The sequence below is a fragment of the Micromonospora lupini genome (genome assembly GCF_026342015.1).
GTDB lineage: Bacteria > Actinomycetota > Actinomycetes > Mycobacteriales > Micromonosporaceae > Micromonospora > Micromonospora lupini_B.
Genome location: NZ_JAPENL010000002.1, coordinates 2,435,050 through 2,451,910, shown reverse-complemented (window position 1 = coordinate 2,451,910; position 16,861 = coordinate 2,435,050). Strand labels below are relative to the sequence as shown.

Sequence of the window (16,861 nt, the reverse complement as noted above, 5' to 3'; positions counted from 1 at the left end):
CGTCACGCCCCGATGACCTGCTGGAACTTGCCCTCGTACTCCCGCTCCTGCTTCTCGTCCAGGGCCATGAAGACCGTGGACTTCGCCAGCAGCGCGTCGTCGGGGAAGATCAGCGGGTTGTCGGCCAGCTCCGGGTCGATCTTCTCCATCTCGGCCTGGGCGCCCTTGACCGGGCAGATGTAGTTGACGTACGCGGCGAGCTTCGCGGCGACCGCCGGCTCGTAGTAGTAGTTGATCAGCGCCTCGGCGTTGCCCCTGTGCGTGGCCTTGTTCGGGACCACCATGTCGTCGCTGTAGAGCATCGCGCCGGAGTCCGGCGCGACGAACCGCACCTTGTCGTTCTCACTGGAGAGCTGGATGACGTCCCCGGACCAGCCGATGCACGCGGCGATGTCGCCCTTGGCCAGGTCGGGCGCGTAGTCGTTGCCGGTGAACGTGCGGATCTGCCCGGAGTCGACTGCCTTCTTGAGCCTGTGGAGCGCGTCGTCGAACTGGGCGGCGGTGAAGTTCGACGGGTCGTGGCCGTTCGCGCCGAGCAGCAGACCCATGGTGTCGCGCATCTCGCTGAGCGCCGTCACCCTGCCCTTGAGGTCGGGGCGGGTCAGCAGCTCGTCGACTGTCCGCAGTTCCCTGGTGACGCTGCCGTTGTACGCCAATCCGGCCAGGCCGGACTGCCACGGGATCGAGATGCGGTTCTCGGCGTCGAACGAGCGGTTGACAAGCGATGGCAACAGGTTCGCCTGGACGTTCGGAATCTTCGTGGGGTCGAGCTTCTGGATCCAGCCGAGCCGGATCATCCGCGCCGCCATCCAGTCGCTCAGCACGATGATGTCCCGGTCGGTGCTCTGGCAGCCGGCCAACTGGTTCTGCACCTTGCCGAAGAACTCGTTGTTGTCGTTGATGTCCTCGGTGTAGGTGACCTGGATGCCGCTCTTCGCGACGAACTCGTCCAGGCTCGGTCGCTTGGACTCGTCCTTCTCGTCGACGTCCAGGTACTGCGGCCAGTTGGAGAAGGCGAGCTTCTTCTCGGTGCCGGACAGGTCTTCGCTGACACAGCCGGCCTCGGTCTGCTGGGCGCCCTTGGTGCCGCAGCCGGCGAGGCTGCCGCCCGCTGCGAGCAGGGCGGCCGATCCGAGAGTGCCGGTGAGCAGTCCACGCCGGGAGAGGGGCCGGAGGGGAGTACGCATGACGACTCCTAGAGGGGTCATCGTCGGCGGGCGAGAGGGTGTGGACGCGCGCCGGCGGGAATGTCGGGAGGATCAGGTGCCAGGGACGACTGATCTTGACATTGGCGAGCGCGCGATGAGGAACCGGCAGGACGAAGTCGACCACCCGGCCTGGCCCTCGCTTGATCGACTCGACGTCGCCGATGTCGGGGTATCAACCCCGCCCTGATACCGCGACATCGGCGAAATGGACCGCACTTCAGACGCTCGCTAGTTTCGTCGCATCCAGCCCGTCATGCCCCGCCGCTGATCGCCGAGCAGCGGCACTCCGACGAGATCGAGCAGATTCTGCGCACGGTGCTGACCGAGACGTGGTCGCGGCTCTGACTCAGTGGTTCGGGGGGATCACCCGGAGGTGGCCTCGGCGACCGGTCTGGTGCGGGTTGTCGTGGTGGCCCTGGTCGGGCTCCGGCGGGCGGGGGGCCGGGCGGGCGGCCTCGCGGACCGCCTCGGCCAGCGCCACCAGGTCGTCGGTGGTGGGCGGGGGCGGCTCGAACTCGCCCTCGTGCCGCACCACGTCCCAGCCGCGCGGCGCGGTGAGGCTGCGGGCGTGCTGCTCACAGAGATCGTACGTGTGTGGCTCGGCGAACGCCGCCAGCGGGCCCACCACGGCTGTCGACTCGTTGTAGACATAGGTCAATGTGGCGACCGCTTGCCGGGGGCAGCCGTTACGGGAGCAGCGCCGTGGTGACCTCACGTGCGGCAGGGTATCTCCATTACCGGGTCCGGCGCATCGCTTCGCGTTGCGACACGCCCGTCGCGGTGATCACAATTCGCGGTTCTGGTCGCGCCGCGCCACGGGAGCGCCGGTGCCGCTGGCCGGCCCGGCGCGGGGGCTACCCTTTGCCTCATGACGAGCCCGGAACACCGCCGCCCCGGCCCGGGCCGGCGTGCGCACCGCGACAGGCACGGGCGTGGCCTGCGCGGGCGTCTGGTGCCGGCTACCGTGCCGCTGGCGCGGACGAAGGCCGAGGTCTTCGACGACCTCGTGCTGGACACCGTCGAGACGCTGGAGCGACGGTTCGCCAAGGAGTTGGCAGGTGTCGAGTTCGCCGTCGAGGACGTCCCACCGGATTTGAACGTCTACGACTCCGACGTGCTGGAGGACGGCGAGGTGCCGCTGGCCCGGCTGCTGCCCGGCCGCCCCGGCCGCCAGGAGGTGCCGCCGCGCATCGTGTTGTACCGGCGACCGCTGGAGTTCCGCGCCATGGACCGCGAAGATCTCGCCGACCTCGTCCACGACGTGATCATCGAACAGGTGGCGAACCTGCTCGGGGTCGACCCCGACGAGTTGGCGTGAGCCGCACGCGCCTGTCGCGCCCGTACGACGGCTGAGTCGGGCGGCCCCCACCGCCCCGACCCTGCACCGCTCAGGCGGCCCGCCGCTTCAACTTGCGCCGCTCCCGCTCGGAGAGCCCACCCCAGATGCCGAACCGCTCGTCGTGGCCGAGAGCGTATTCGAGGCATTCGGTCTTGACCTCGCAACGCGAGCAGATTCGCTTCGCCTCGCGGGTCGAGCCGCCCTTCTCGGGAAAGAACGCCTCGGGGTCGGTCTGCGAGCACAAGGCCCGCTCCTGCCACTCCGGCGCGTTTCCGAGCAGGTCGGCCACCTCAAGCTGGCCGTCCATCAAATGCCTCCTTGTCGCGCACCGGCGTCATCGCCGCTGCAACCCCCCACGCGAAAGGCGTGCTTGTCCGTCCGGTCCCTTTTTGTTGCGTTCCGTGCGAACAACCCCATTCAAATTACACGCGTGTAATGCGTGCGCCGTCAAGCCAAACTTGATAATGGAGTCGCTCTCCCGACACCCCTGGTCGGCCACCAGGACCGTCCCAGCCTCGCAACCTGCCCTATCGATTCAGACCCCGGCCGAGTAACGCCCTCTCCGGCGAGTTGCCCGACTTTTCTGCCGTGGCGCTCCCCCCGACGGGCCACCACCCGGGAAGCGCCGACCCCCTCTCACAAAGCTGATCTTGGTGGGGGACAGGTTAACGCGGCGCGGCGCAGACCGCCCACCGAGGCGCGGACAGCACTCGCACCCCGTCCACAATGTGGACGGGGTGCGCGTGAAAGGTGGCGCGTCGGGTCAGCCGGCGGACCCGAAACCGCTGCTGGGCCACGCGAACTCGGCTATCCCTCCACCATGGACAGAAACCGTGCCGGCAGACGTGTTCTCGTCCCACCAGACGGTATAAAGCCCGGCGGCCAGATCGGGATAGACCGCACTGTGGAACGACCCGTCCCGCACCCGCCGCTCCCGTACCGCCGAGTGGACCCGCCGATCATCGCCGCGGCTGATCTCGATCTCCCGGCCGTGCAGATCCCCGCCGGTATAGACGATCAGGGCGCCGGTGTCACCACCCAGTTCGAGGACGACGCTCCCCGTCTCCGACGGCCCGTACGTGTGCTCGTGCATCCGCTGCTCCCCGCCGAAGCTCAGGACGACGCCGGCGGGTTGTTGAACCCGTCGTACGGCGTACCGAGGTAGGGGAAGTTCGCGAGGAACGGGGCGGTCACGTCGGCGGCGCTCAACCCCGGCGTGACCGCGCCGGCCGCCGCGTCCGGACGGAACGTCTTGTCCACAAGCGGGACGGTCACCCCGGCGATCGCCCGCAGCGCGATGCTCACCACGTCGTCGCCGACCCGCCGCCCGTTGGGGAAGCCGGCCAGGTCGCCGCCGAGCACCCCGAACCGGTCCGGCCGTTTGGTGGGCGCGATGGCCGTGTTCAGCCGCAGCATGTCGGCCTGCACGTCGCCCGTGGCGTTGGTGAAGCCGTCGATCAGCCCGGCCGGTACCCCGGTGAGCAGGATCGCCACCAGGTCGGCGCGGGCCTTCTTCGACTTGTTGAGCTTGTCCAGGTTGGGAAAGACGTCCGGGTAGAGCGCCGGTAGCAGCGCCGCCAACTCGGGCCGCTCGACGAACTGCGCGAACCGCTTGTCCTCCGACGGCGGCAGCGAGTTCCACAGGTCCTTCTTGGACATCGGCACGATGACCTCGTTGAACAGCGGATTGCCCAGCCGGGAGACCTGGGTGAACGGGCCGGTGGAGGTGTCCTTCGCGACCCGGTCGCCGAGCACCCGGACCTGCCGGCGCGACGCCGACGTCCACACCCCCAGCACCGACGCCGCGTCGGCAGCGCCGTACCGGCTGGCGCGACGGCGCACCTGCTTCAGCGGCACCTGCACGGCGAGGCTGTGCACGTTCATCCGGTCGGTGGCGTTGACCGGCTCCCCCTCGGCCTTGAAGATCTTCTTGCCGGCCACGTGCAGTTGCTGGAACGGCCGCAACGTGCCGAGGTCGAAGATCGCCCCGAGGTCGACGAAGAAGCCGTCCGCACGCTGCCCGGCGAAGACCCGCTCCCCCGTCGACAGGGTGTAGGTGGCCTGCCGGACGAGGTCGGCGTACTTCGGGGTGGACAGCGGGCCGACGTTGCACGGCGGGCAGGGCAGCTTGTGCGCGAGCCGGTGCTCCCGGCCGTCGGTGACCCGGGTCAGGCTGTAGAACTGCCTGCGGTTCCAGTTCTTGCTGTCGAGCGAGTCGATGGGCCCGGTGTTGTAGAGGAAGCTGTTCGGGTTGGTGATCTCCGTGGTGAACTCGAACCGGTAGGTGACGTCGGGCTGGCCGTCACCGTCGTTGTCGATGTGGATCTCGTAGCGCACGTCGTCGCCGAACTCGAAGAAGTTCGGCCCCCCGGACGGAAGCTGCAACGGCACGTAGTTGGCGATCAACGTGACCGTGTCGGGCTTGTCGGGGCTGACGAACGCGTAGAGATCGGAGCTGTCGGCGACCGGATCCTTGGCTATCTCCGGAGCCTCGCGGTGGGAAGACATGGCGGACCAACCTCACTGGGCGGGGACTGATGGCGGGGCGGAGCGTGCGGGTCAGCGCCGGGCTGCGCGCCGCAGCCGGTCCGCCAGGCCGCGGTCGCGTACCTCGATCCGGGATTCACCGACGAAGACGTCAATCGTTCCGGACGCGGCGTCGCGCAGGTGCACGATGATCGGTTCGTCGTCCCGGCCGGCCGTGCCCGGCGCGTTCTGCGCGGCCGACAGACCCGGCACGGTGAGCGCTGCGGCGCCGAGGGTGGCGCTGGCCGCGGCGGTCAACGTCTGCCGGCGGGTCAGTCGCGGCCAATGCCGCTTCCGCTGATCACTGGTCATGGGCAACCTTTCCGGCGGCGGCGCGGTGCGCGCCCGCGGTGACGGACGGGTCCGGTGCCGTCGACCGACGCCGGGCCCCTGAGGGGACACCGGCGGCGGTCCTCGCCGCGACCGCCGCCGGCACCGCTTGGTACGGCCGGCGGCGGGAAAAGGTTCGACCTCAGCGCGGAGCGTGACCGTACGCAGTGGAACGCTTGCGCGCCGGACGTCCCGCGGAGGTCGCGATGGCCCGCAACTGCTCCTCGGTACGCGCCGACCCGTTGTCCGAGCCAGCCATCCGGGAGATGGTCTCCTCCATCAGCGTGCCGCCCAGGTCGTTGCAGCCACCCTGGAGCATCGCCACCGTGCCCTCGTCGCCGAGCTTCACCCAGGAGCACTGGATGTTGTCGATCCGGCCGTGCAGCAGCAGCCGGGACATGGCGTGCACCACCCGGTTCTCCCGCCACGTCGGCCCCGGACGGGCGATGCCGGCCAGGTAGATCGGGGCGTTCGTGTGCACGAACGGCAGCGCCACGAACTCGGTGAACCCGCCGGTGCGGTCCTGCACGCCGGCCAGCACCCGGAAGTGCGCCAGCCACTGCCCCGGATGGTCGACATGGCCGTACATCATCGTGGAGCTGGACCGGATGCCCAGCTCGTGGGCCGTGCTGACCACGTCGACCCAGGCGGCGGCCGGCAGTTTGCCCTTGGTGAGCACCCACCGCACGTCGTCGTCGAGGATCTCGGCGGCGGTGCCCGGAATGGTGTCCAACCCGGCCTCGCGCAGTTGCACAAGCCAGTCGCGCACCGGCACGCCGGCCTTCGCGGCGGCGGTGACGATCTCCATCGGTGAGAACGCGTGCACGTGCATCTCCGGCACCCGGGCCTTGATCGCGCGCACGATGTCGGCGTACCCGGTGACAGGCATCTTCGGGTCGATGCCGCCCTGGAGGCACACCTCGCTCGCGCCCGCCGCCCACGCCTGCTCGGCCCGGTCGGCGACCTGGTCGACCGAGAGCCGGTACGCGTCCGCGTCCCGCTCACGCTGCGCGAACGCGCAGAACCGGCAACCCACGTAGCAGACGTTGCTGAAGTTGATGTTGCGGTTGACCACGTAGGTGACGTCGTCGCCGACCGTGTCGCGGCGCACGTCGTCGGCGAGGCGGCACACCTCGTCGAGCGCCGGCCCGTCCGCGCCGAACAGCGCCAGCGCCGCGTCTGTGTGCCGGGGATCGAGCAGCGCCGCCGGGTCGTCGGCGGCCAGCCGCAGCCCGGCCGCCAGGTCACGGTCCGCGCCGCTCCCGGCCGACGCCAGGGGTACGCCCGCACGCCGCGCCGTCGCCTCCGGGGTGACCTTGCCGGCCACCTCGGACCAGTCGCCGTAGACGCTGTCGAAGTCACCTCGCCGATCGTCGGTCCGACCGGTGGTGTCGATTGTGGCGTGCAGGTCGGTACGCCCGCCGAACATCTCCTCCGGCTCCTGCCACGGTCGTCCCTGCGGCATCGCCGACTCGACAGCCATCCCCGTCAACGGATCGGCCAGGGCGCTCACGTGCGGCAACAGCCGCGGGTCGAGCCACGGGTCACCGGCGCGCACGTACTCCGGGTAGATCGTCAGCCGCTCCCGCAGCGTGAACCCGGCCAGTTCGGTGTGCCGGGCAAGCTCCTCGATCTGCGGCCACGGGCGCTCCGGGTTGACGTGGTCGGGGGTGAGCGGGGAGACGCCGCCCCAGTCGTCGATGCCGGCGCGCAGCAGCAGGTCGTACTCGCCGGCGATGAGGTTCGGCGGGGCCTGGATGCGGGCCTTCGGGCCGAGCAGCAGGCGGGCCACCGCCACCGTGGCGGCCAGGTCGTGCAGTTCCGCGTCGGGCATGCCGCGCATCGCCGTGTCCGGCTTCGCGCGGAAGTTCTGCACGATCACCTCCTGGAGGTGCCCGTACTCCCGGTGGGCGCGGCGGATCGCGAAGAGCGCGTCGACCCGCTCGGCCGGGGTCTCCCCGATGCCGATGAGGATGCCTGTGGTGAACGGCACCCCGACCCGACCGGCGTCGTCGAGCACCCGCAGTCGGACCGCCGGCTCCTTGTCCGGCGAGCCGTAGTGCGGGCCGCCCGGCTCGGACCACAGGCGGGTCGCTGTGGTCTCCAGCATCATGCCCATGCTCGGGGCGACCGGCTTGAGCCGTTGCAGCTCCGACCAGGACAGCACGCCCGGGTTGAGGTGCGGCAGCAGGCCCGTCTCCTCCAGCACGGCCACCGCGCAGGCCCGCAGATAGTCCAGTGTGGAGTCGTAGCCGCGCTCGTCGAGCCAGCTCCGGGCCGCCGGCCAGCGATCCTCCGGCCGGTCACCGAGCGTGAACAGGGCCTCCTTGCAGCCCTGCGCGGCCCCCGCACGGGCGATGGCCAGCACCTCGTCCCGGTCGAGGAACGGCGCCGGCAGCCGGTGGGGCACGGTGGCGAACGTGCAGTAGTGGCAGCGGTCCCGGCAGAGCCGGGTCAGCGGAATGAAGACCTTCTTCGAGTACGTGACCACTCCCGGCCGCCCGGCGTCCCGCAGCCCGGCGTCGCGGACCCCACCTGCGGTCCGGAGCAGCTCGTCGAGCGCGTCGCCACGGGCGGCGAGTAGCGCGGTCGCCTCGTCGACGTCAAGCGCGCGCCCGGTCGCGGCCCGACCCAGTGCCCGCCGCACGCTCGCCTCGCTCGGACCGGAGTGGGTGCGATCAACCATCCGCTCAGCCTATGCGCAGCGCGAGCCCGTCCCACCAGTCCCAGCCCGCACCGTGGGAAACGGCACCCCACCCCCGTCCCCGCCCACCCCCGCCCGTGGAGCGGCGGTGGGGGGTGGGGTGGGATGGGGGTGGGGTGCTGGCGGGTCAGCGGGGCTGGTCGGGGTGCTCGCCCGGGTTGATGTGCTGGGTGCGATCGGTGTCCGCGTCCGCGGGGCGGCGGATCACTTCGGTCGGGTCGGCGGAAGCCGGGGCGGCGGACTGGCGCGGGATCGCCTGGGTCGGGTCGGCCGACGGCGGCTGCCCGAACGGCGGTGCGGGCGGCGCAGACTGGGGCGCGGGGGTGGCCGGCGGCGCGGACTGCGGGAACGGCGGCGCGGACTGCGGGGCGGCCTGGAACGGCGGCGCGGACTGCGGGGCGGCCTGGAACGGCGGCGCGGACTGCGGGTGCGGCGGCGCCGACTGCGGGGCGGCCTGGAACGGCGGCGACGGCTGGCCGTACTGGCCGGGGAACTGCGCCTGCGGGTAGCCGCCCGGCTGACCTGCCTGCGGGTAGCCGCCCGGCTGACCGGGAGCGGGCCAACCGCCCTGCGGCTGACCGCCGGGCTGACCCGGGACCGGCCAACCACCCTGCTGCTGCGGCCAGCCCGGCTGCGGCTGACCGTAGACGCCCGGCTGCGGCTTCGGCTTGGGCACGTAGTAGAACGCCCGCCAGATCGTGAAGACCACCCAGGCGGCCACCGCGAAGATCACCAGCCAGGCGAACCGGGTGAGGATGCCGAGCAACGCGTCGAGGATCTCGGCCTCGGCGAGCCGGCCCACAGTCCAGACGAGCATGGTGAGGGTGCCGAGCACCGCGCTGACGGCGTACTCGCCGAGCGCCACCTGCGTGATCAGTTTCGCCTTCGGCAGCACCGGCGCGACGTGGGTGGCCAGCAGGACGGCCAGCAGCGGCAGCGCCACCGCCTCCACCCCGATGAACGAGAAGAACTGGTCACCCGCTCGGTCGGTGAAACCGCGGTAGTCGTTCGGGCTGACCAACCGGAGCAGCCCCACGAAGAGGAACACGGCGTTGGCGCCGAGCAGGGCGAGCGCACCCAGTTCGCGCAGTGGCTTGGTCAGCTGGCGGGCCTGCGTCGCGTCGGCGGACGCGGGCTCGGCGGGGCTGGTCACGAGCTCCCCCTCGGGGCATGGACGGACAGGGCGCACGTGAGCCTAGTCTCTAAGGCCACCGACGGATCGGAGGCGTCACGTACGCGAGGATGGTCGACATGCGCATCGTGGTTCTGGCCGGCGGCATCGGCGGCGCCCGGTTCCTGCTCGGCGTCCGGGCGTACGCCCGCGAGGTCGGCGCCGAGGTGACCGCCGTCGTCAACGTCGGCGACGACCTGTGGTTGCACGGGTTGAAGATCTGTCCCGACCTGGACAGCGTCATGTACACCCTCGGCGGCGGCGCCGACCCCGAGCGGGGCTGGGGCCGGGTCGGCGAGAGCTGGACGGTCAAGGAGGAGCTGGCCGCGTACGGGGCGGAGCCGACCTGGTTCGGCCTCGGCGACAAGGACATCGCCACCCACCTCGTGCGCAGCACCATGCTCAACGGCGGCTACCCGCTGAGCGCGGTCACCGAGGCGCTGTCGACGCGGTGGCAGCCCGGCGTACGCCTGCTGCCGGCGACGGACGACCGGCTGGAGACGCACGCGGTGGTCGAGGACGACCAGGGCCAACGCGCGATCCACTTCCAGGAGTGGTGGGTGCGGTACCGGGCCGACATCCCCACCCACCGCTTCGTCTTCGTCGGCGCGGAGACGGCGAAGCCGGCGCCCGGGGTGCGGGAGGCGATCGGCGCGGCCGACCTGGTGTTGATCGCGCCGAGCAACCCGGTGGTGAGCATCGCGCCGGTGCTTGCCGTACCGGGGATGCGCGAGGCAGTGATCGACGGCCCGGCGCCGGTGGTGGGTGTCTCGCCGATCATCGGCGGCGCCCCGGTCCGGGGAATGGCCGACCGCTGTCTCGCGGTGCTCGGGGTCGAGTGCAGCGCGGCCGGGGTGGGTCGCCTCTACGGCGGTCGGGCGGCGGGTGGGCTGCTGGACGGCTGGCTGGTGGCCGAGGAGGACGCCGACACGCTGGTGCCGGAGGTGACGGTCCGCGCGATGCCGCTGCGGATGACCGACGAGGCGGCGACGGCGGCGATGGTCCGCGCCGCGGTGGAGTTGACGTGAGGCTGGAGATCCTGCCGGTGCTGGGCATCGGCCACGTGACCGAGGGTGACGACCTGGCGGCGGTGATCGCCACCGCCGCGCCCTGGCTGCGCGACGGCGACGTGCTGGTGGTGACCAGCAAGATCGTGTCCAAGGCGGAGGGGCGGCTTGTCGACGTCCCGGCGGACGGGCCGGAGCGGCTGGCCGCCCGCGACGAGGTGCTGGCCGACGAGACCGCCCGGGTGGTGGCCAGTCGGGGGCCGACCCGGATCGTGCAGACCCACCACGGCTTCGTGATGGCCTCCGCCGGGATCGACGCGTCGAACGTGGACAAGACCCGGCTGGTGCTGTTGCCGGTGGACCCGGACGCGTCGGCCCGGGAGCTGCGCGGCGCGCTGCGGGAACGGTACGACCTGGACGTCGCCGTCATCATCAGCGACACCATGGGCCGGCCCTGGCGCAACGGGCTGACCGACGTCGCGCTCGGGGTGGCCGGCATGCCTGCCATCCGCGACCATCGGGGCGAGGTGGACCCGTACGGCAACGAGCTGCAACTGACCCAGATGGCAGTGGTGGACGAGCTGGCCGGCGCCGGCGAACTGATCAAGGGCAAGTGTGACCAGGTGCCCGTGGCAGTGGTGCGCGGCTACCTCGCGGCCACCCGCCCGGACGACTCCGACGGCGCGCGGACGCTGATCCGCGATGCCGCGCAGGACCTGTTCTCGCTGGGCACCGCCGAGGCCCGGGCGGCCGGGCTGGCCGATGCCGCGACCCTCGCCGAGGCGGTCGGCCCCGAGCCGGCCGACCCGGCCGCTGTGCGACGGGCGCTCGACGCGGTCGCCGGGGTGGTCACCCCCGGCACTGTCTTCACCCTTGTCGACGAGGCGGAGGTACGCGCCGGCCTGGTCGCCGAGGTGCCGGGCTGGCCGGCCGACGCCAGCGCGCTGGTGCTCGGCACTGCGCCGGCGCCGCTCGACCCGATGGACCTGGTCCGCTTCGGCGCCGACCTGCACCGCCTGCGCGTCGCCCTGGCCGCCGAGGGTGTCCGGTCGACGCTGCTGCCCCCGCCTGCCGGAAGCCCGGCCAGCGCCGCCCTCGCCCTGTAACCATCCCCAACCCCGCCCGCCCTCCCGACCCGGCGTAGCCGCTCTCCGCGTCGATCATGAAGTTGTTGCCCTGACACGCCGAGGTGCCGGGCAACAACAACATGATCGACGGGCGGAGAGGGGGTCACGCGTCCAGTACGGCCCGGCCCAGCGGGGTCAGCGTGTGCAGCACGGTGTTGCGGTCGCGGTGACTGACGAGCAGGCCGGCGTTGCGCAGCACTGTGGCGTGCTGGCTGGCCGCCGCCGGTGAGATGTTGAGCCGGCGGGCCACCTCGCCGGTCGTGCAGCCGTCGTCGCTGGCCTCCAGCACCGCCGCCCTGGTCCGGCCGAGCAGCGCGGCCAGCGACTCGCGGCCCGCGCTCGACTCGGCCAGCGCCTCGCCGTCGGTCGTGGCGAGCCCGCCCAGCCGATCCACCGGGTAGACCAGCACCGGCGGCAGCGCCGGATCGAGCAGGGCGACAGGGGTGCCCGCGCAGAAGAACGACGGCACCAGGAGCAGCCCTCGGCCGTCCAGGTGCAGCTCCCGGCTGTGCGGATAGTCGCGCACCTCAAGCACCCCGCTGTCCCAGCGCAACCGTGGGCGGAGGCTCGCCAACAGCCCCTCGACGCCGCCGTCGAGCAGGGCCCGCGCGCGGCGGGTGCGGTCCGCCGCCACCGCCGACTGGATCCGGCTCCAGTACGGGCCGATCGCCAGCGACCGGTACTGCTCCATCGAATCGGCGAGGTGACGCAGCGTCGCCACGTCACCTCGGGCCAGCGCGGAGGCCGAGGCCGGCAGTTGGTTGTCGGCCGCCACCAGGGTCAGGTCCCGCTGGAGCAGCTCGATCGGCGTGCTGCGAACCGCCTCCAGCCCCGCCTCGAAACCGTCGACACTTGCGTACGGGGTGAGGAAGTCGGGGAAGTAGCCGCGCGGCGGGTTCAGGGCGAAGAGTAGTCGGAGCTGCTCGGAGGACACGTCCTGGCGCAGCCCGCGGGTCACGGTGCGCCGCCAGGTCGAGGTCAGCGGATCGCGGTTGCGGCCCTGCAACACGTGCAGGCTGAGGACCAGCTCCCAGACCGGGTCGGCCGCCGGCGCCACCCGGGTCCGGAGAATGTCCTCGCCGGAAAAGTGGATCTTCAGCATGGAGCGCTCCCGTGTCGCCGGCAGAGGGATGCCGGGCGACCGTTCGACTCTACCCGGCCGGCAGTTATCTCCATCTTTAAGCCTGGACTGAAAAACCTCGACGCCCCCGGGCCCAGTTAGGCATGCTTCCAGTGCCCGAGCACGGCACCCGACACGTCATGGACGCGTCCGGTGCCGGGGCACCGGGGACCGGGGAGGGACCGGTGATCGGGCGGCACCACGAGGGTCTGCGGCCCTTGCTCCGCAGAGGTGCCGTCCGGTCACCCCATCGCCATGGTGCGCCTACCCGCTCAGCCGACCCAGAGCGCGACCCGGTGGTCCTCGTCCGTGACGTAGAACGGCCGCCCGTCCAGCTCGGCCAGGCCCTCGACGTGGTGGAACGGCGCCAGGTCGGCCGCCAGCTCACCCTTCAGTCGGCACGAGTCGTCCGTCCGCCCCTCCGGGAGCCGGAACCGCACGTGCCGGGACGTGACCGCACCCCCTCCCGGATGGTCGTCGAGCAGCACCGACCCCTTGCCCAGCGCGTCGATCGAGCCGATCACGGCCGCGTACCCGCCGTCTGGCGTCGGCACCATCGCCCGGAAGCCGGTCAGCTCTCCCGGCGGGGTCACCCCGGTCACCGCGTACGCCCCCAGCGCCCGGGGCCACACCGGATCCGCGGCGAACATGCCCGGCACCCCGGACACCTCCACCAGGATCGGCTCGCCCGCCTCGGTGACCGGGAACCGCAACCCGAGCAGCACCGTGCCCTCCGGGGTGAAGGCCGCGGCCTCCACGTTCAACGGCAGGTCGTCCGGGGCCAGGCGACTCACCCAACTCTTCGCCCGGCTGGTCCCCCGGGCCAGGGTCTCCACGATGAACCGGTCGCGCACCCGCTCCCCCGCCGGCAGCAGGGTCAACGGCGACGCGGCGAGGGCGTCGTTCACCGCCCGGTGCAGCCGGAACCGGTTGCGCACCACGTGCACCGGCAGCGGGCCGGCCGCCGCGTCGTCCTCGCGGAAGCGGGCCACGAACGCCCGACGGGGGCGCAGCGGGCCGGCCTTCGAGCCGAAGTGGGAGCCGAAGACGTACACCCAGCCGTCGTGGTGGGCGAGCGCCTCACCGTCCTCGGTCCGGCCGTTCTCGGCCCCGGCGTCCGCCGTGACGTGCCGGGCCGTCCACGAACCGTCGTCCAACTCCAGCAGCAGGGCCAGGCAGCGCTCCACCGGGCCCTCGTCCAGCACCGTCCAGAAACCCCGCCGAGCACCGTACGACCGCAGCAGGGCCGACGACCGCACCGGCAGCAGATCGCTGGCCTCGTTGCCGGCCACCACGAATTCGACGAGTCGCAGGTTCACCGCGCCAGAGTACGGAGGGCGCGCTCGTACAGTGACGGGGTGCCTGACACCGCGCTCACCGGACCCGCCGTCGACCCCACCGATCCCGCGTCGTACGCGACGCTGCACGCCGACGCCGTCGCGCTGCTCGAAGGCTGGCAGCCGACCAGCCCCGCGGCGGCCGACACGCGGGACCAGACCCTCGCGCTGCTCGCCGCCGGGCCGGTCGCGATGACCCGGCAGCACCGCCCCGGCCACGTCACCGCCAGCACGCTGGTGCTGGACCCGACCGGCTCCCGGGTGCTGCTCTGCCTGCACGCCAAGTTCGGCCTCTGGGTGCAGCTCGGCGGGCACTGTGAGCCCGTCGACCAGACCCTGGTCGGGGCCGCGCTGCGCGAGGCCACCGAGGAGTCCGGCATCGCCGGCCTGCGCATCGACCCGGTGCCGATCGACATCGACGTGCACGAGGTGCTCTGCCAGGGCGGGTCACGCCACTACGACGTCCGGTTCGCCGTGGTAGCCCCGCCCGGCGCGGTGGAGCAGGTCAGCGACGAGGCCGAGGCGTTGGGGTGGTTCCCACCGGAGCGGCTGCCGGAACCGCTTGCCGGCGGGACGGCACAACTGGTCACGCCCGCCCTCGCGGCCCTCAGACGTAGCCCTCTTCGCCCCGCTCCTTCAGCTCGTCGACCAGGAGCTTGACGTCCTGGGCCCGGTCGCGCGGGCAGACCAGCACCGCATCGGGAGTGTCCACCACGATCAGGTCGCGCACACCGAGGACGGCCACCAAACGACCCGACTGCGGCACCACCACCAGGTTGGCGGTGTCCCGCAGGAGCACGCCCGGCTTGGCGTCGGTGCCGAGCACCACGTTGCCCGCGTCGTCGGCCGGCAGCACGTCACCCAGGGTGTGGAAGTCACCGACGTCGTTCCAGCCGAAGTCGCCCGGCACGGTGGCGACCCGACCCGCTGTGGCCGCGCCCTCCATCACCGCGTAGTCGACGGAGATCTTCGGCAGCGTCGGCCAGACCGTGCCGAGCACGTCGTCCTGCTCCGGGGTGCCCCAGGCGGCGGCGATCGCCGTGACGCCCGCGTGCAGCGCCGGCTGCTGGCGGGCCAACTCGGCGAGGAACACGTCCACCCGCCACACGAACATGCTCGCGTTCCACAGGTGCCGGCCCGAACGGACGTACGCCTCGGCGACCTCTGCGGCCGGCTTCTCCTTGAACTCGGCCACCGTGCGCCACGGCGTGCCCTCGGTCTCGTCGCCGGTCTCCAGGTAGCCGTAGCCGGTCTCCGGCCTGGTCGGGGTGATGCCGACAGTCATCAGCATGCCGTGCTCGGCCCCCCGGACCGCCTCCTGCACCGTGCGCACCCAGCTGTCGGGGTCGCGGATCAGGTGGTCGGCCGCGAAGCTGCCCATCACCGCGTCCGGGTCACGCTGCGCGATCACCGCCGCGGCCAGCGCGATCGCCGCACAGGAATCCCGAGGGGACGGCTCGACCAGGATGTTCTCCTCCGGCAGCCCGGTCAGCTGCCGGGCGACCGCCGCGACGTGCGCGGCGCCGGTGACCACAAGGGTCCGATCCGGCGTGGTGAGCGGCGCGAGCCGTTCCACGGTCGCCTGGAGCAGCGAGGCGCTGGTGCCGGTCAGCGGGTGGAGGAACTTGGGGTGGCCGGCGCGGGACAACGGCCACAACCTTGTGCCGCTGCCACCTGCCGGGATGACCGCATAAAGCATCCGCACATCATGCCCGACGCATCCCCGCGCAGTGGCACGGGTCACCACGAGAGGGCCCGAACGGTCACGATCGGGCGCGACTCCACGCGGCGATGTGCACCTCGGCGCTGGACTCCCAGGTGAACTCCTTGGCCCGGTCGAAGCCGGCCTTGGCCAGCGACAACCGACGCTGCTCGTCGTCGAGCAGGGCCGCCAGGTCGGTGCCGATCTGCTCGGCGTCCTCCGACGTGTACGCCACCGCGTCGCCGCCCACCTCCGGCAGCGACAGCCGGGGGGTGGTCAGCACCGGAGCGGCGCACGCCATCGCCTCCAGGATCGGCAGCCCGAAACCCTCGCCGTAGGAGGGATAGGCAGCCACCAGAGCGCCGCCGAGGAAGCCGGGCAGGTCGGCGTAGCGCAGGTAGCCGGGGCGCAGCAGCCGCAGGTGGGACGGGACCTCGGCCACCGCCCGGTCGATGTCGTCGTCGTGCCCCTGCCCACCGGCGATCACCAGGGCCGGCGGATCGACCCGGTCGGCCACCGCACGGGCCCAGCCGCGGATCAGGTTGGGCACGTTCTTGCGCGGCTCCTTGGCGCCCAGGAAGGCGACGTAGGTGCTGTTGCCCAGCCCCAGCCGGGCGCGCACGCGGGCCTTCTCCTCCTCGCTGGGCGCGTGGAAGGCGTCGTGGTCGACACCGTGGTAGGCCACGTCGATGCGGGTCGGGTCGGCGTCGAGCAGCCGGATCAGCTCGTCCCGGGTGGCCTTGCTGGGCACGATCACCCGGTTGGCGCGACGCATTGAGGTCTTGATGGCGCTACGGAAGAACGTGCGACGGGACTTGTCGTAGTGCTCCGGCTCGGTGAAGAACGTCGCGTCGTGCACGGTGACCGTGACCGGGCACCCGGCCCGCAGTGGGCAGGTGTAGAAGGGCGAGTGCAGCACGTGCGCGCCGACCTGCTGAGCGAGCAACGGCAGGCCGGTCTGCTCCCAGGCGAGCCGGGCCGGGCGGTGCGCCACTGCGGCCGGGGCGGGGATGACCTCCGCACCGGGCAGCATCCGGGTGTAGCGCTCCAGGTCGGTGCGCAGACTCACCACTGCCAATTCCACCCCCGACCCGCACACCTTGCCGAGGGCACCGAGCAGACCGTCGACGTATCGACCGACGCCACCACGGTCGGCGGGGACACTCGTGGCGTCGATGAGCACGCGGGGCGGGCGACCGGCGGTCACGGGGCGACTCCTTGAAGGTGGGTCTGTGGGGAACAACACTCCGGGGTAAAGCCTACGCCGGAGTGCGGGGCCGACGCTGACTG

General features: G+C 71.9%; 16 protein-coding genes. 4 read left to right on the top strand and 12 right to left on the bottom strand.

Annotated features, from left to right (window positions below; all coding sequences use genetic code 11):
* Positions 1 to 2: 2 nt before the first annotated feature.
* Entirely contained in the window at positions 3 to 1,187 is a 1,185-nt protein-coding gene (locus OOJ91_RS26250) for a polyamine ABC transporter substrate-binding protein (RefSeq protein ID WP_266249059.1), read from the bottom strand.
* A 367-nt stretch (positions 1,188 to 1,554) separates the two neighbouring features.
* A complete protein-coding gene (locus OOJ91_RS26245) occupies positions 1,555 to 1,923 on the bottom strand; it encodes a DUF3499 domain-containing protein (protein WP_266249057.1) in 369 nt (122 codons plus the stop codon).
* 153 nt (positions 1,924 to 2,076) lie between these two features.
* Here OOJ91_RS26245 and OOJ91_RS26240 point away from each other — a divergent pair, with 153 nt between their 5' ends.
* On the top strand, positions 2,077 to 2,526 hold the full coding sequence (locus OOJ91_RS26240) for a metallopeptidase family protein (RefSeq protein ID WP_007455785.1): 450 nt from the start codon (positions 2,077 to 2,079) through the stop codon (positions 2,524 to 2,526).
* 70 nt (positions 2,527 to 2,596) lie between these two features.
* Here OOJ91_RS26240 and OOJ91_RS26235 read toward each other — a convergent pair whose 3' ends face one another.
* From OOJ91_RS26235 to OOJ91_RS26210, 6 genes are all read right to left on the bottom strand, one after another.
* Complete coding sequence (locus OOJ91_RS26235; RefSeq protein ID WP_007455784.1) at positions 2,597 to 2,854, bottom strand: WhiB family transcriptional regulator; 258 nt, start codon at positions 2,852 to 2,854, stop codon at positions 2,597 to 2,599.
* 456 nt (positions 2,855 to 3,310) lie between these two features.
* On the bottom strand, positions 3,311 to 3,640 hold the full coding sequence (locus tag OOJ91_RS26230) for a phospholipase (RefSeq protein WP_266249038.1): 330 nt from the start codon (positions 3,638 to 3,640) through the stop codon (positions 3,311 to 3,313).
* Between the two features lie 20 nt (positions 3,641 to 3,660).
* Positions 3,661 to 5,055: a DUF4331 domain-containing protein gene (locus OOJ91_RS26225; protein ID WP_266249036.1), complete on the bottom strand. Its 1,395-nt coding sequence runs from the start codon at positions 5,053 to 5,055 to the stop codon at positions 3,661 to 3,663.
* A gap of 51 nt (positions 5,056 to 5,106) precedes the next feature.
* On the bottom strand, positions 5,107 to 5,385 hold the full coding sequence (locus OOJ91_RS26220; RefSeq protein ID WP_266249034.1) for a hypothetical protein: 279 nt from the start codon (positions 5,383 to 5,385) through the stop codon (positions 5,107 to 5,109).
* 160 nt (positions 5,386 to 5,545) lie between these two features.
* The gene (locus tag OOJ91_RS26215) at positions 5,546 to 8,089 is read right to left on the bottom strand and encodes a bifunctional FO biosynthesis protein CofGH (protein WP_266249033.1); all 2,544 of its coding nucleotides are present in this window, start codon (positions 8,087 to 8,089) and stop codon (positions 5,546 to 5,548) included.
* A gap of 145 nt (positions 8,090 to 8,234) precedes the next feature.
* Positions 8,235 to 9,260 (bottom strand): hypothetical protein, encoded by a 1,026-nt coding sequence (locus tag OOJ91_RS26210; RefSeq protein ID WP_266249031.1) that lies wholly within the window; start codon positions 9,258 to 9,260, stop codon positions 8,235 to 8,237.
* Positions 9,261 to 9,358: 98 nt separating this feature from the next.
* Here OOJ91_RS26210 and cofD point away from each other — a divergent pair, with 98 nt between their 5' ends.
* Positions 9,359 to 10,306 carry a 2-phospho-L-lactate transferase gene (gene cofD, locus OOJ91_RS26205; protein ID WP_266249029.1) on the top strand — a complete coding sequence of 316 codons (948 nt, stop codon included), beginning with the start codon at positions 9,359 to 9,361 and terminating at the stop codon, positions 10,304 to 10,306.
* Entirely contained in the window at positions 10,303 to 11,391 is a 1,089-nt protein-coding gene (locus tag OOJ91_RS26200) for a coenzyme F420-0:L-glutamate ligase (RefSeq protein WP_266249027.1), read from the top strand. Before cofD ends, OOJ91_RS26200 begins: the two co-directional genes overlap by 4 nt.
* A gap of 124 nt (positions 11,392 to 11,515) precedes the next feature.
* Here the strand turns inward: OOJ91_RS26200 and OOJ91_RS26195 are convergent, their stop codons facing one another.
* Together OOJ91_RS26195 and OOJ91_RS26190 are read right to left on the bottom strand one after the other, a co-directional pair.
* Positions 11,516 to 12,514 (bottom strand): winged helix-turn-helix domain-containing protein, encoded by a 999-nt coding sequence (locus tag OOJ91_RS26195; protein ID WP_266249025.1) that lies wholly within the window; start codon positions 12,512 to 12,514, stop codon positions 11,516 to 11,518.
* Between the two features lie 290 nt (positions 12,515 to 12,804).
* Positions 12,805 to 13,851 (bottom strand): hypothetical protein, encoded by a 1,047-nt coding sequence (locus OOJ91_RS26190; protein WP_266249023.1) that lies wholly within the window; start codon positions 13,849 to 13,851, stop codon positions 12,805 to 12,807.
* Positions 13,852 to 13,953: 102 nt separating this feature from the next.
* Between OOJ91_RS26190 and OOJ91_RS26185 the strand changes: the two genes are divergently transcribed.
* On the top strand, positions 13,954 to 14,529 hold the full coding sequence (locus OOJ91_RS26185) for an NUDIX hydrolase (protein ID WP_266249868.1): 576 nt from the start codon (positions 13,954 to 13,956) through the stop codon (positions 14,527 to 14,529).
* Here the strand turns inward: OOJ91_RS26185 and OOJ91_RS26180 are convergent.
* Complete coding sequence (locus tag OOJ91_RS26180) at positions 14,477 to 15,568, bottom strand: mannose-1-phosphate guanylyltransferase (RefSeq protein ID WP_266249021.1); 1,092 nt, start codon at positions 15,566 to 15,568, stop codon at positions 14,477 to 14,479. The two genes, OOJ91_RS26185 and OOJ91_RS26180, sit on opposite strands and share 53 nt — an antisense overlap.
* Before the next feature lie 64 nt (positions 15,569 to 15,632).
* Positions 15,633 to 16,778: a glycosyltransferase family 4 protein gene (locus OOJ91_RS26175; RefSeq protein WP_266249019.1), complete on the bottom strand. Its 1,146-nt coding sequence runs from the start codon at positions 16,776 to 16,778 to the stop codon at positions 15,633 to 15,635.
* Between the last annotated feature and the right edge of the window lie 83 nt (positions 16,779 to 16,861).

Coding starts and splice junctions, on each gene's coding strand:
- OOJ91_RS26250 (WP_266249059.1), bottom strand. CDS start 1,187: ATGCGTACTCCCCTCCGGCCCCTCTCCCGGCGTGGACTGCTCACCGGC.
- OOJ91_RS26240 (WP_007455785.1), top strand. CDS start 2,077: ATGACGAGCCCGGAACACCGCCGCCCCGGCCCGGGCCGGCGTGCGCAC.
- OOJ91_RS26235 (WP_007455784.1), bottom strand. CDS start 2,854: ATGGACGGCCAGCTTGAGGTGGCCGACCTGCTCGGAAACGCGCCGGAG.
- OOJ91_RS26230 (WP_266249038.1), bottom strand. CDS start 3,640: ATGCACGAGCACACGTACGGGCCGTCGGAGACGGGGAGCGTCGTCCTC.
- OOJ91_RS26225 (WP_266249036.1), bottom strand. CDS start 5,055: ATGTCTTCCCACCGCGAGGCTCCGGAGATAGCCAAGGATCCGGTCGCC.
- OOJ91_RS26220 (WP_266249034.1), bottom strand. CDS start 5,385: ATGACCAGTGATCAGCGGAAGCGGCATTGGCCGCGACTGACCCGCCGG.
- OOJ91_RS26215 (WP_266249033.1), bottom strand. CDS start 8,089: ATGGTTGATCGCACCCACTCCGGTCCGAGCGAGGCGAGCGTGCGGCGG.
- cofD (WP_266249029.1), top strand. CDS start 9,359: ATGCGCATCGTGGTTCTGGCCGGCGGCATCGGCGGCGCCCGGTTCCTG.
- OOJ91_RS26195 (WP_266249025.1), bottom strand. CDS start 12,514: ATGCTGAAGATCCACTTTTCCGGCGAGGACATTCTCCGGACCCGGGTG.
- OOJ91_RS26180 (WP_266249021.1), bottom strand. CDS start 15,568: ATGCTTTATGCGGTCATCCCGGCAGGTGGCAGCGGCACAAGGTTGTGG.